Source organism: Paenibacillus sp. J22P169 (assembly GCF_059691995.1).
The window spans coordinates 118780-132808 of sequence record NZ_JCAUAO010000009.1; the positions used below are offsets into that span (position 1 = coordinate 118780).

Annotated in this window: 12 protein-coding genes; 2 read left to right on the plus strand and 10 right to left on the minus strand. The window is 47.5% G+C overall.

The window, feature by feature from the left end; all coding sequences use genetic code 11:
• Window positions 1-229 precede the first annotated feature (229 nt).
• Together AC58QG_RS29560 and AC58QG_RS29565 are read right to left on the minus strand one after the other, a co-directional pair.
• The gene (locus AC58QG_RS29560) at window positions 230-1309 is read right to left on the minus strand and encodes a LysM peptidoglycan-binding domain-containing protein (RefSeq protein WP_497365648.1); all 1080 of its coding nucleotides are present in this window, start codon (window positions 1307-1309) and stop codon (window positions 230-232) included.
• Window positions 1310-1426: 117 nt separating this feature from the next.
• Window positions 1427-2314, minus strand: coding sequence for an RluA family pseudouridine synthase (locus AC58QG_RS29565; protein WP_497365649.1), 888 nt, complete (start codon window positions 2312-2314; stop codon window positions 1427-1429).
• Window positions 2315-2579: 265 nt separating this feature from the next.
• On the opposite strand from AC58QG_RS29565, the gene AC58QG_RS29570 reads away from it, so the two are divergent.
• Entirely contained in the window at window positions 2580-4067 is a 1488-nt protein-coding gene (locus tag AC58QG_RS29570) for a phosphodiester glycosidase family protein (RefSeq protein ID WP_497365650.1), read from the plus strand.
• 54 nt (window positions 4068-4121) lie between these two features.
• On the opposite strand, the gene hemL is transcribed toward AC58QG_RS29570, so the two are convergent.
• A complete protein-coding gene (gene hemL, locus AC58QG_RS29575) occupies window positions 4122-5420 on the minus strand; it encodes a glutamate-1-semialdehyde 2,1-aminomutase (protein WP_497365651.1) in 1299 nt (432 codons plus the stop codon).
• 80 nt (window positions 5421-5500) lie between these two features.
• On the opposite strand from hemL, the gene AC58QG_RS29580 reads away from it, so the two are divergent.
• Window positions 5501-6160 carry a Crp/Fnr family transcriptional regulator gene (locus tag AC58QG_RS29580; RefSeq protein ID WP_497365652.1) on the plus strand — a complete coding sequence of 220 codons (660 nt, stop codon included), beginning with the start codon at window positions 5501-5503 and terminating at the stop codon, window positions 6158-6160.
• On the opposite strand, the gene hemG is transcribed toward AC58QG_RS29580, so the two are convergent.
• From hemG to AC58QG_RS29615, 7 genes are all read right to left on the minus strand, one after another.
• A complete protein-coding gene (gene hemG / locus AC58QG_RS29585; RefSeq protein ID WP_497365653.1) occupies window positions 6161-7633 on the minus strand; it encodes a protoporphyrinogen oxidase in 1473 nt (490 codons plus the stop codon).
• Complete coding sequence (gene hemH / locus AC58QG_RS29590) at window positions 7630-8577, minus strand: ferrochelatase (RefSeq protein ID WP_497365654.1); 948 nt, start codon at window positions 8575-8577, stop codon at window positions 7630-7632. The genes hemG and hemH overlap by 4 nt, the downstream gene beginning before the upstream one ends.
• 1 nt (window position 8578) lies before the next feature.
• Entirely contained in the window at window positions 8579-9643 is a 1065-nt protein-coding gene (hemE, locus tag AC58QG_RS29595) for a uroporphyrinogen decarboxylase (protein WP_497365655.1), read from the minus strand.
• A gap of 159 nt (window positions 9644-9802) precedes the next feature.
• On the minus strand, window positions 9803-10795 hold the full coding sequence (gene hemB / locus AC58QG_RS29600; protein WP_497365656.1) for a porphobilinogen synthase: 993 nt from the start codon (window positions 10793-10795) through the stop codon (window positions 9803-9805).
• Window positions 10792-12336 (minus strand): uroporphyrinogen-III C-methyltransferase, encoded by a 1545-nt coding sequence (cobA, locus tag AC58QG_RS29605; protein WP_497365657.1) that lies wholly within the window; start codon window positions 12334-12336, stop codon window positions 10792-10794. The genes hemB and cobA overlap by 4 nt, the downstream gene beginning before the upstream one ends.
• Window positions 12337-12341: 5 nt before the next feature.
• On the minus strand, window positions 12342-13286 hold the full coding sequence (gene hemC, locus AC58QG_RS29610) for a hydroxymethylbilane synthase (RefSeq protein WP_497365658.1): 945 nt from the start codon (window positions 13284-13286) through the stop codon (window positions 12342-12344).
• A gap of 13 nt (window positions 13287-13299) precedes the next feature.
• Window positions 13300-14007 (minus strand): precorrin-2 dehydrogenase/sirohydrochlorin ferrochelatase family protein, encoded by a 708-nt coding sequence (locus AC58QG_RS29615; RefSeq protein ID WP_497365659.1) that lies wholly within the window; start codon window positions 14005-14007, stop codon window positions 13300-13302.
• Window positions 14008-14029 lie beyond the last annotated feature (22 nt).

The window sequence follows — 14029 nt, forward strand, 5'->3', positions numbered from 1 at the left end:
ATGATATCGAATTATCGACATATAGTCAATAATTTCGGCCCATGTTATAAGGATTATTTTCTAGTATTGGGTGAAACGGTGGAACTTATACGCAGTAAGGAGAAGTTGTTACTATAAAGGCTGTGTATTTCAAATTGACCTCCACTACTTATGTGCCATACTCATAACGCAAACATAAGAGCCCCCAGCTGCTCTCAGCAGCCAGAGGCTCTTGCCTATGTATCGGTAGTTATTTGGGCAAATAAATAACTTGACCCACTACAATATCCTGATCGCCTAATCGATTCATCAATTGAATCTCACGCGTTGTCAGCTGATAGCGCTTCGCTATTGTTTCTAAGGTGTCTTCCTTCTGGACGATACATAGTTTGAGCTTCCTGAACTCTTGCGACTCCGATCGGCTCTGAAGAAATAAACGCCGCCACTCTACCGCATCTACCCGCGATTCCGCCTCAAGAGCCGCTTGCGCCTCAGCTTCCGCAATCCGCTTGTCGGAAAGATACGAGCCTGCCTTAGATAATAGCGATTTGATGCCATACGGGTTAACCTCCACAGCGTCAGTCGCTTTCTTGCCAAAAGCAACTTTAAGCTCCTTTTTCTCCTCCGTAACGACGGTACTATCCGCATGCGGGGTCACCTTCAACTCGATTTGTTCCACCTCTATACCTACCGTGTCATCCCCCGAATAGGTTTCTGGCTGAGCCGCAACAATCGTTGGTTCTGGTGCAGCTGCAATCAACGTTGGTGCTGGCGTTGGTAATGGTGTAGGAAGGACTGGCGTTGGCGGTGGTTGAATCACTTGTTGCACCTGCGGTTCTTGAGCTATCGGCGCTGGTGTAGCAAAAGGTGCTTGTGCATACGGCATGATGGGCTCGGAGCGTGGATACTCAATTTGATGGACAAAAGTAACCTCTTCTTCCTCCCGCCAGTTTTCCGGCGGCACAGATACCATTTCTACACCCTGCAAGGAAAGAACGCCTGTTACATTCAAGCTGCGTGCCGATAAAAGGTCGATATCAAAATTCTCGATCTCCACCTGAATATCTTCGACACGATGGATGCGATTCAAAGGCAACGTGATTTCGACAGGAATCAAATGCTCAAGTGTGCGAGGGCTGCCGCCTTCTTCACTAAAGTAGTTACCCGTAAGTAGTAAATTCCCCTTTAAGATCGCTTGATCATCCAGCGTTATTACTTGAATATGCGGAAGCAATTCTACTTCATTCAATTCTTGTATAGCCGCCAAATTCTCCTGCAAATGCACACGTTCATAAATATCAAAGCGTAATCCAGGTTGTTGTTCAGACACCGAATGAATCCTCCCTTCCGTTAACTCGAAACAGCAATCAGCTCCGAATTGTTGGGTGATATACTTGATTGTCTCTAAAAGTATATGGGTCAAGGAGGCCAGGCATGACTACATTTTTCAATTCACGGACATCTGTTCCAATAATAACTTGAAATCTAGTGGATAAGGTGCATGAACAACGACCTCATTTTGCGTAATCGGATGCTTAAATAGAAGTCTTTCTCCATGAAGGGCTTGTCGCTGAAACAAACGTGAAGAACCTCCATATAAAGTATCACCAACTAATGGATGCCCTAAGTGGCTAAGATGGACCCGAATTTGATGTGTTCTGCCCGTCTCCAACTCCACTTCCACAAGTGCCCCTGTTTTCATTTGTTGAAGGACACGATAATGCGTAAGTGCCTGATCCCCGTTGGGGGCCACTCTTCGTTTCCCAGGCTGATGACGGTCCTTGCCGATCGGTTCATCAATCCATCCTTCCTTCTCTTTGAAAATCCCCTTAGCTAGCGCAACATAGCGTCTATCAATTTGTTTCTCCCGCATAGCTTCATCCAATAGGACATGCGCCCATTCATTTTTGGCATAAAGTATAACGCCTGTCGTATCTTGATCTAGACGGTGAATATGCCGAATTCCGCAAGCTTGTCCAGACGCTTCATAATAATGAGCTACGGCGGAAGCCAGCGTTCCTCTTTGACCAACTTCGGCCGGATGAACAGACATCCCTGCTGGCTTGTTTACAACTAAAGTGAACTCATCCTCAAATAAAACGTCTAATGCATAAGACTCAGGTTTAAACGCTGCCTTTTCCTGAGGAAACACCTTTAGCCGAACCTTATTATTTTCTGTGTGGATAAGTCCCTGGGAAGCTAATCGCAGAAAAAATTTGCGAGGCACCGGCAAATAAGCCGCTAATTCTTCAACAGCGCCCGGTTTTAGCGGTTTCCAATGCTCATTCGGAAGCGGTAGCTCCAGCCACTCTCCATCGCGCGACCAAGTAATCATGATTTCATGCCTTTACGAAAAGATAGAAAGATTGCTAGGAGTATTAGTAGAAACACAAAAACAATCGCCATAAGATCGATCGGAAAGTCAAAAAAGTAATAACGTTTCATAATAAGAACGAGCTCCTTAAGGAAGAGGGATTATGTACACTTTATTTTAACAATTACCATTACCATTTGCATGCAAAAATATGATACTATTAGTCTTGTATTGTTTTTTTTCGACATTTTCTATCAATTTATTAATAGAGCAGGAGAGGTTTACCTTGGGTAGTTCAATTGCAAATCATTTTCGAAATTATAGTTGGCTGAAGCGGACTTTACTTGTTATAGCAGTATGTACATTTTTAAGTTCGACCTTTTTATTTCTAACCCCGCCAGGGACTTACATTCGTGAGTATTTGGCCAAAACGGTCATCACAACGCAACATCGTGACTGGGCATGGATTTTCGTAGGCGCACAGCGCAGAGATCAGATGGTTCTTGAGATGCAAAATTTAACTGAAGTCAACTCGATCGAGAAACAAGATATTGAAGCTGTTCAGTTCAATACGAATCGACCTATTGAGAGTCTGGTCAAAGTTGAAGACATTTCTGGCACCCTTTGGAAGGGTAAACGGATGTATGTATATGACCCACGTTCTATTCGTGTTGTCGTTCCTGCCAAGCAAGGTGAAGGCGAACGAATTACAGCCATGGTAGAGAGAACTGGAGCTGTCGCAGGTGTCAACGGCGGAGGATTCAATGATCCTGACGGCCTTGGAAACGGATTTGCCCCAATTGGTGCTATTATGTCCGGTGGTGAAATCCTTTATACCGACCAAGAGGGAAGCAACCCACAACAAATCGTCGGTTTCACTAAAGAAGGAACTCTCATTATCGGTAAGTATACGATTAACGATTTATTGAAACTAGGTGTCTCGGAAGCAGTTTCCTTCTATCCGCGAGTTATCGCAAATGGCAAACCGCTAATTACTAGCGGTGATGGCGGTTGGGGACGTGCACCGCGTACAGCGGTTGGCCAAAAAGCAGACGGCACGGTTATCTTTATCGTTATCGATGGCCGTCAAACTTCAAGTGTCGGAGCTACACTGAAAGAAGTACAGGATTTATTCTTAGAAGACGACGTAATCAATGCCGGATTCCTTGACGGTGGAGCATCTTCTGAAATGGTTTATAATAATGCACTCATTACAAAACCATCTAGCCGTTATGGCGAGCGTCGTTTACCTTCAGCTTTCTTAGTGTTCGATCATCCTGAGAAAGTCGAAGTGAAGAACGTGTGGGCTGGTTTGACGACGATTGATGCAGGCGGTGCTTCTACTCACCCTGAATTCCTGAAAGAACAAGCAGAACTAAAGGCACAAGGTAAATTACCTACACCAACGCCGAAAGCAACACCTACACCATCTCCAAAATCAGAAAATTCGACGGAACCAGGTAAGGTTGGCGGTTCATCTTCGCCTTCAAGTACCAATTCGACTAAACCTAACACGACTGATAAGCCATCATCTGGTACACCGACGAATACAACTAGCCCTACACCAACAACTACAGGCAACCCTACAGCAACTCCAACACCAACACCAACGCCAAGTAGTGGGAATACCAATCCCGTTGGTGGTACTACGAAGCCAACGACGCCCGCAACAACGTCGCCTACGCCGAGTCCTACACCGAAGCCAGCTACGAATGGTACGGAGACTTCACCAAACGCATCAACATCCACATCACCAACAGTTAAACCTAACTAATATGAATAGGGGCTGCTCTCACGTAGAAATTTCTACGGAGGGCAGCCCCTTATTTTATAATCGTTTCAATGCTTCGCGATGAGCCTCGATCGTCGTTTCAATATCCGCATCAGAATGCGCAGTAGACACGAACATGCCCTCAAACTGCGAAGGTGCAACAGAAACACCCAGATCCAGCAGATGACCGAAATAGGCATTAAATCGACCAAGGTCTGATGTTTTGGCTGTCTCATAATTCGTCACAGACGTCTCCGTGAAGAATGGACAAACCATCGAACCTACACGATTAATTGTGCTAGATATACCGAACTCAGCCGCATTCGCAGTGAAGCCTGCTTCTAGTCTAGCCGACTTGCGCTCAAGCTCCTCATACACATTCGGCTCGCCTAGTAAGGATAGCGTTGCATAACCAGCCGCCATGGCAAGTGGGTTACCAGATAGCGTACCTGCTTGGTAAATCGGACCCGCAGGAGCCATTTGTTCCATGATGTCTAAGCGACCGCCATATGCACCTACTGGAAGCCCGCCGCCGATAACTTTACCTAGGCAAGTTAAATCAGGTGTTACACCGTATAACCCCTGTGCACAGTTCTTATGCACGCGGAATCCCGTCATAACCTCATCGAAAATCAGCAATGAGCCATATTGCTTGGTAATGTCTCGTAGACCTTGCAAGAAGCCTGTCGCTGGAGGAACAACCCCCATATTCCCTGCAATAGGTTCAACGATAAGCGCGGCGATTTCTTCACCAAACTTTTCAAAAACCAGCTTCACCGAATCCAAGTCATTATAAGGGACTGTAATCGTGTTAGATGCAACACTGCTCGGTACTCCAGGACTATCTGGCAATCCAAGCGTAGCAACCCCAGACCCAGCCTTAATCAGCAAGGCATCTGCATGCCCGTGGTAGCTTCCTTCGAATTTGACGATTTTATCTCGCTTCGTGAACCCGCGTGCCAGTCGCAACGCACTCATGGTTGCTTCAGTCCCCGAATTAACCATGCGAACCATATCGATGGAGGGTACACGTTCAATGACAAGCTTCGCCATCTCGGTTTCGAGCAACGTCGGTGCTCCAAAGCTTGTCCCCTTTATAGCTGTTGCGTGGATTGCTTCCAAAACCTTGGGATGCGCATGCCCCACGATAAGAGGTCCCCATGAACCTACGTAGTCAATAAACGTATTCCCGTCAATATCCGTTACCCGCGAGCCAGATCCGCTCTCCATGAATAACGGTGTTAAGCCAACCGATTTGAAAGCGCGAACTGGACTGTTCACACCTCCAGGAATCAGCTTTCTTGATTCTTGAAAAGCGGCTGCTGATCGTTTGTCGATTCTGCTCGAATTTCCCATTATTTAGCCCCCAATGACGTGATCTTGTGATAAAATGAGGTCACACCTACCAATAACTACCTACAAAGGCGGTACAACCTATGCTAGAGCTTATCAAGAAAGTTCCTTTATTTGCCCAACTAAACGAGCATCAATTGAACGCCCTTGTTGAAATATGTACAAGACGTACTTATAAAACAGGTACGATTTTATTTCAAGAGAAAGAAATCGGCTCTGTCTTCTATATGGTTCTTAGCGGTTCCGTTAAAATCTACACAACAAGCCAGGCAGGTGAGGAGAAAATACTTTCGATCTGCAAATCCAGCGAAAGCTTCGGGGAGCTGTCCCTCATTGATGGCAAACCCCGGTCTGCCTCGGCTCAAACCTTAGAAGAATGCACACTTCTTACGATAACCGGCAATAGCTTCCTTGAATTGCTTCGTAATCATTTTGACATTAGCCTAGGAATCATGCAAGAACTCAGTAATCGTCTGCGCGATACGAATCAACAAGTCTTTGATCTGACCTTCCTAGATGCAAGAACACGGGTTATCAAAACGTTAATCAAAATGGCGAACTCGCATGGTCTACGTAAAGGCACCACAATCGTCATTAAGCTTGTCCTGAACTATGATGAAATCTCGCAACTTGCAGGTGTTCAGAAATCAACCCTCATGCAAGTCATTCGTGATCTCGAAGAGAAGAAAATCCTAAGCATCTCTGCCTCTGAATTCACATTAGAGTTAACCAAGCTCCGTTGATTATATCACTTTTACAGCAGCATCTTGGAGCTTGGATGCAAGGACAATCTCAGCAAGCTGATTCGCCGCCTCTTTGCCTTGCCGTATACAATCGGGCAGACCGACACCATGGAACCCTGCGCCCGTAACCACGACGCGCGGCATGGCTGTTAGAAGTGCTTTTTTGAAATCAGCGATCTCCTCTAAATGCCCAACAGGGTATTGCGGCATGGAATGCATCAACCTTGTTACCTCAGCGAATCCGGGTTCAGCCGTGATCCCAAGGAGATCTTTGATATCCTGTCGCGCTTTGCTTATTAATTGCTCATCGGACCATGCCGGCCATTCTTGTTCACCAGAACGACCAATATAACAACGCAGCAGCACCTTGCCTTCAGGGGCAGCATGCAGCCACTTCGCTGAGGTTAACGTACAAGCTGTAATGGTATAGCCCTCATGCTTGGGAACTAGGAAACCAGAGGCATCCAGCTCAAATGGAATATCTTTACGTTCGAACGCCATAATCACATTGGCTACGGAGATGTAATCGATCTTCGCTAGCTTACTAGCTGCCGGCAGCTCTGAGAGCAGCTTCGCCGCTTGAAACGTTGGCGTCGTCACAATGACCCCGTCAACAATCTCACGCTGACCATCCTCGAAGACAACCTCTGTTTGTCCCTCCGCTACACTGCGCACAGAGACAATACCAACACCCGCACGTAAATCCACCGTACTTAAAGCGTCTACTAAACCATTCACTAACGATTGCAACCCTCGCTTAAACGTTACAAATACCGAATTGCGAACAGCCGCAGGCAAATGCGCGCTTTCCTCGGTCACATTTTTGCGACTAGCCATCATGCCCAGAATCAAGCTTCGGTTCTTCTGCTCCATAGCCCGAAACTGCGGGAACGTGGACTTCAAGCTCAACTTATACGTATCCCCCGCGTAAATCCCTGCAAGCAGCGGCTCTACAATGCGTTCTAGCACTTCCTTGCCTAATCGGCGCTCCAGAAAATGCCCAAGCGACTCATCTGCGTCCATATCCCGCTTCGGCAAAATCAAGTCCATAGCGGCGCGAAGCTTGCCGAGCGGTGAAATAAGACCCGTCTTCATAAAAGGCGTCATTTGCGTCGGAATCCCTAGAACCAAGCCCGGAGGCATGCGATGCAGCTTTCTCCCACGAACAATGTAGGTTTTCTTGGCTTTCGGATTCGTGCCAGTCAGCTCGTTCTCTAAGCCAAGATCATACGCCAAATCAATAATGGGACGTTTACGCGCAAGGAAGGAATCAGGCCCCTTTTCAATGACAAAACCGTCACGTACAACGGTATGAATTTTCCCGCCAAATGACGGTGATTTCTCGACGACAGAAATACGAAAGGGGGCACCTCCGTCGTTTTCAGTTTCCAACCGCTTTTTCAAATAAAAAGCAGCACTTAGCCCCGTAATACCCCCGCCAATAATCAAATAATGAGGCACTTGGTTACTCATTGCGAACTCGCTGCCTCTTGCCATTTCTTGTACACAACATCACTTAAGGTTTCCATATAAAGGGGATCAGTATTGAGCGAAGCTGTCCGTTCCAAATGAACACCCAGCTCTTTCGCGAGCGCTTGTGCTTCAATATCGATATCGTACAGAACCTCCAAATGATCGGAAACGAACCCGATTGGACAGAGTAGAATTTTATCTACGCCCTCTTCTTGCTTAATTGTACGCATAACGTCCAAAATATCCGGACCTAACCACGGCATCGCCGTCTGTCCTGCACTTTGCCATCCAAACTGCCAGTTCGTTAGACCGACCCTGTCTGCTAGTGCTTTGGAGGTAGCCAACAATTGATCTGGATATGGATCCTTCATCTCCAGAATTTTCTCTGGCAAGCTGTGTGCTGTAAAGATAACGCGCACTTGATCACGATCGGCTTCAGCAAATTTCCCCAAAGCGGCCTCTACCCGTGTCTGTAAAGCATCCAACAGCTTCCCATGGAGGTGATAATCCAGAACGAAAGTCATCTTAAGACCTAGTTCTTCCCCTTTATCCTTCGCTCTCTTCACGTAGCCACCGACACTCATCGTCGAGTAGTGAGGCGCTAGAACGATCCCGACAGCCTCTGTGATGCCGTCCTTAGCCATTTGCTCAACGCCGTCTTCTACATAGGGCTGAGCGTGCTTAAGACCTTGGTAGCAGATGAATTCAAGCTCAGGATGCTCTTGACGAAGTGTAGCTTCGAGTCCTTTTACTTGTTTATTCGTATTTTCACGCAGCGGGAAGAAGCCACCAACAATGGCCTCATAACGCGTCGTTAATTCATGTAATTGCTCAGGCGTCGGCGGATGACCACGTCTAATATGTGTGTAGTACGCTTCAACTTGATCCAAGCTTTCCGGCGTACCGTACGACATGACTAACACACCAATTCGCTTTTGGCTCATATTAAACACCACTCTTTCCTGCTTGCTGGGTTAAAACGGAATGAGAATAGGCATGAACGAATGTTGTTAATTCTTTCAATTTCTCCAGCGATGCTTCTGGGAATAGGCCGTGTCCTAAGTTGAAAATGAACCCCGGCTGCTTCATCCCTTCATCCATGATCGCTTTTGCTTGCGCTTCAATCACGGACATCGGCGCTGTTAAAATGTAAGGATCCAGGTTTCCTTGTACCGCATATCGGTTCTGAAGTCGTTCACGACCCACAGAAATCGGTACCCGCCAGTCCAAGCCAATCACATCTGCTTGAATCGTCGTCAAATACGGCAATAATTCACCCGAGCTGACGCCTGGGAAATAAATTTTCGGTTCCTTTAAATCGGACAGCTCCTTGAAGATTCGCATCATCGTAGGCCGTACATAGACGTCGAAATCGGCTGGAGAGAGTGCACCCACCCAGCTATCAAATACTTGTACTGCTTTCGCCCCATTGGCGATATGCGCACGTAGATACGTGATGACCATATCCCCAAGCTTATCCATTAACGCGAACCAGACGGTTGGCTCCGAATACATCATTGTCTTGGTGCGGATATAGCTCTTGGAAGGTCTGCCTTCAATCAAATAGCTAGCAATTGTAAAAGGGGCTCCTGCGAACGAAATCAGTGGAACTTCTAATTCTTTATCTAAAATACGAATCGTTTGAAGGATGTGGGACAAATCCTTCTCCACATCAATCGGACGAAGTCGTTCAACATCTTGTGCTGTACGAACCGGCGTATGTATCACTGGACCGATATCTTTGACAATATCAAAATCAACACCAAGCGAAGCTACGGGATTCATGATATCCGAGTACAAAATCGCGGCATCTACGCCAAGTTTTTTGATCGGCATCATCGTTACTTCAGCTGCAAGCTCTGGTTGTTGACAAATTTCGAGCAAAGAGTACTTTTCCTTGATTTTACGGTAATCGGGGTCGTAACGACCTGCTTGACGCATATACCACACGGGCAGCGTATCAACCTGTTCTTTCCGGCATGCTTTAATAAAATTATCGTTATAACTCATGAGGCACCTTCCTCTTGTTTCCATCTATTCTCATCCATTATGCCCTAATTATACCCCTCTCACAACCAACGTAAGCTTACCTATTGCGACAAAAGTATGACAAAAAGAACCACCCGAACTCCGTTATAGATCACAGAGGACAAATGGTTCACGATCACCTTACTTTTGCAAGTAGCGAGCTATATCTTTGGCGAAATATGTCAGGATAATGTCAGCTCCCGCACGTTTGAAGCTTGTCATCGTTTCCATCACAATCGCTTCTTCATTCACCCAGCCTTGCTGAGCAGCAGCTTTCACCATGGCATACTCTGCGCTCACATTGTAAGCGACAACTGGCAAATCGAAATTATCCTTCAACATGCGGATAATATCCATATAAGCGAGTGCTGGCTTCACCATTAGGAAATCAGCGCCCTCGACAACGTCACTTGCTGCTTCACGAAGAGCTTCACGGCCATTAGCCGGATCCATTTGATAGGTTTTCCGATCGCCGAACTGCGGTGTAGAATGCGCAGCATCACGGAAAGGGCCGTAGTAAGCTGATGCATATTTAACCGAATAGGCCATGATCGGCGTGTTCTCGTAACCAGCTTCATCCAATCCAGAGCGAATCGCTTGTACATAGCCATCCATCATATTGGAAGGTGCGATAATATCAGCACCTGCTTTGGCTTGTGACACAGCTGTACGAACGAGCAGTTCCAGAGATGGATCGTTCGCGACATCCGCTTGCCCTGTGATCGGGTGGTGATGAATGACGCCACAATGACCTGTATCGGTAAATTGACATAAGCACGTATCTGCGATAATCAACAAATTAGGGTTGAGCTCTTTAATAAAACGCGTTGCTTGCTGAACGATGCCGTCATCCATAAATGCGGATGTTCCGGTTGCATCTTTATAATCGGGTACACCGAACAAGAGAATTGCTTGGATGCCCAATTGCGTGATTTCATCGATTTCTTCTTTCACGCGATCTAGTGAGAAATGGTACACACCCGGCATAGAGGCAATTTCTGATTTTACATTTGTACCATGAGTAACAAATATCGGTTGAACGACATCATTAACCGTTACTTGATTCTCACGAACAAGATTACGAATGGCTGCATTACCGCGTAAGCGGCGGTTACGAACGATTGGAAAACTCATGATGGATTTCCGCCTCCTTGAATCATGCTTTGTACCAAAGAAGCCACTGTCGCTTCTTTAGCCATATATGTAATCGACAGACCCGCCCCAATAACGGTTTCTGCCGTTTTGGGACCAATCACTGCGATCTCTACACCTTGCAGCAACGATAGCGGATCTTCCGTGCCGAGCTGCTTCAGCGCTTCGAGTAAATTTGTAACAGTAGATGAACTTGTAAAAGTTATAATATGAATGCTTTGATTTTGTAAAAGGTGAATGATCTCATCTCCGTCATCGGTAGTAAGCACATTCTCATATACATCCACTTCCGTCACTTCGAGACCTAGCTCCTTCAGTTTGGAAGGTAAATAATCACGTGCCAAGTCTGCTGTCGGCAATAACACCTTCTGACCAGCGTTCAAATCCCCTTGAATGGCATCTAGGATGCCTTCCCCTTGGAACTTAGCTGGTAGGACGTCTGCGATGATTCCACGCTCAGCGAGCGCTTCAGCCGTCTTAGGACCTACGGCAGCAATACGCGCATTCCCCATTTTGCGGACATCAATATGCAGCTCACGCATTCTGCGGAAGAAGAATTCAACGCCATTCGCGCTCGTTAGTAAAATCCAGTCAAATTCCTGCAGCCTGTTGAGAGCGAGATCAAGTTCCTGTTGTGCTTCAGGCCGACTTGGCGGTTGCAGCCGGATAACCGGGAATTCTACAGGCTCTCCGCCTAAATCATCGATCAGATCCACAAGCTCACTTGCTTGGCTGCGCGCTCTCGTAACGAGCACGCGTTTACCAAACAGCGGCTTCTTCTCCAGCCAAGCGAGCTTCTCACGAAGCTTAACTACCTCACCTACAATAATGACGGCTGGAGATTTAAAGTTCGCTGCTCTTACTTTTTCTGTGATATCTGCAAGTGTACCTGTAATCGTCTCTTGATCCGCCCACGTTCCCCATCTTACTAGAGCGACTGGCATTTCTGGCGGCTTCCCGCAACGAATCAATTCGCGACATATTTGCTCCAGATTGGCAACACCCATCAGGAATACCATCGTGCCAATCGCTTTGGCTAGATGCTCCCAGTTCAGGCTGGAGTAAGTTTTGTTCGGGTACTCATGGCCTGTTACAATCGCAACAGACGATGTGAAATCACGATGAGTAACAGGAATACCCGCATAAGCTGGAACGGCAATGGAAGAGGTGATTCCTGGGATAATGTCATAGGTTATACCATGATCGGCCAGTAGCTCCGCTTCTTCCCCTACACGCCCGAAAACACTTGGATCTCCACCTTTAAGACGTGTAACAACCTTCCCTTGTAAGGCTAAATCCACAAGCAACTGATTGATTTCTTCTTGCTTTAATATATGTTTATCTGGCAGCTTGCCAACAAAGATGAGTTCTGCTTCCGGTCTGCGATGTTTCAATAAGCGTGGATTCGCCAGTCGATCATACACGATGACATCTGCTCTTTGGATCGCTTCCATCCCGCGTACCGAGATGAGCTTAGGATCCCCTGGACCCGCTCCAACAAGAAAAACTCTTCCTTTGTTCATAGCAATCACTCCCTCACCTCAGCTAGAATCTTTTCAGCTCCTTGTGCGATGAGCATATCCGCAACTAGCGCACCCAACGCTTCCGGATCAGTCCCGGAAGCTGTTTCCTTCAGCATGGTAACGCCATCCGGCGTCCCAACCATGCCTGTCAGGGTCAGCAGCGGGGCGTCCCCGCTGCTTGTCTCGTTCACGCTCGCGTAAGCGCCGAGCGGCACCTGGCAGCCTCCGTTGAGTCTGCCGAGGAAAGCCCGCTCCGCTCGCACCGCGAGCGCCGTTGGCTCATGCTGGAACTTGCCCAGCAAGTCCAGCACGAAGGTGTCGTTGCCGCGGCACTCGATGCACAGCGCTCCCTGCCCTACGGCAGGGAGACATACCTCGGGCGGCAAGTAGCTGCTTATGCGATCTTGCCAGCCTATCCGGTGCAAACCGGCGGCGGCAAGCATAATCGCATCGAAGTTCTCTTCTTCGAGCTTGCGCAGCCTCGAATCAATGTTGCCCCGGATCGACTCGATCCGGAGGTCTGGGCGGTAGTGCTGCAGCTGACTAGCACGGCGCAGCGAGCTTGTGCCGACGAGCGCGCCCTGCGGCAGCTCGTCCAGCGAACTGCCGCCACGCGTGATCAGCGCATCACGCGCATCCTCGCGCTTGGGAATCGCGCCTACAATGAGGCCTTCCGGCAACTCGAAAGGCATGTCCTTCATGCTATGAACGGCGATATCAATCTCGCCGTCTGTCAGCGCCTGTTCGATTTCCTTAACGAACAAGCCCTTGCCTCCGACTTTGGATAACGTGACGTCCAGAATACGATCGCCCTTCGTTACAATTTTCTTAATTTCAAATTGACATTCGATGCCATGCTCTTTCGCAAGCTGTTTCAAGAGCTCCACGGCTTGTCCTGTTTGAGTGAGTGCCAAGGCACTCTGTCTTGTCCCTACAATAATCGTTTTCATTCGTCTCCGCCTCCTATACGTGCTGCCCAATCTCATTGATGAAAGACCAAGAAGGCAGTTCACTTTCTCCCTGCTCTTGCGTTTGCATCCAAGCGGCGCTATGTAATGCGATGTAAAACTTCTGTTTCCAGTCTTCAAAAGTATCTTCACGAATTAATGGCATGAGATCCCAGGCCAACATTTCTTTAAATAAGCGTTGCCTAGCTTCTTTATTCTTCACATGGTTCTGAATCAACAAGCGCGTATCGGTGAGAAAATCCAAATAGATTTCGTACTCATCACCATAGGCATTGTCGAGCTCTTTGGCAATTTTACGTGCTGCCGAAGGGCTTGCTCCTCCTGTAGAAACCGTAATCACCAGCTTACCTCGACGAACGACAGAAGGTAAAATAAATGAACTTATCTCTGGTTGATCAACAATATTGACTAGGCTGCCATATCCATTCGCATCTTGTGCGATCTGCCTATTAACAAGCGCATCATTCGTTGCCGCGATGACTAAGGCAAAGCGTGCTTCGTCATGAGCTGTCCATATCGCTGGATCATAGGACTGTCTCTTCACGATCACATTCGGTTGAAACTCAAGCTCTAGAATACCCGTCGTGAATGCCGGACTGACAACTGTCACTTCTGCCCCTGCCCCAAGCAACGAACGTAATTTCCGTTCCGCAATCGGACCTCCGCCGACAATCAGACACCGTCGCCCCGCTAAATGCATCATAATTGGGTAAGGATGCTGCCAA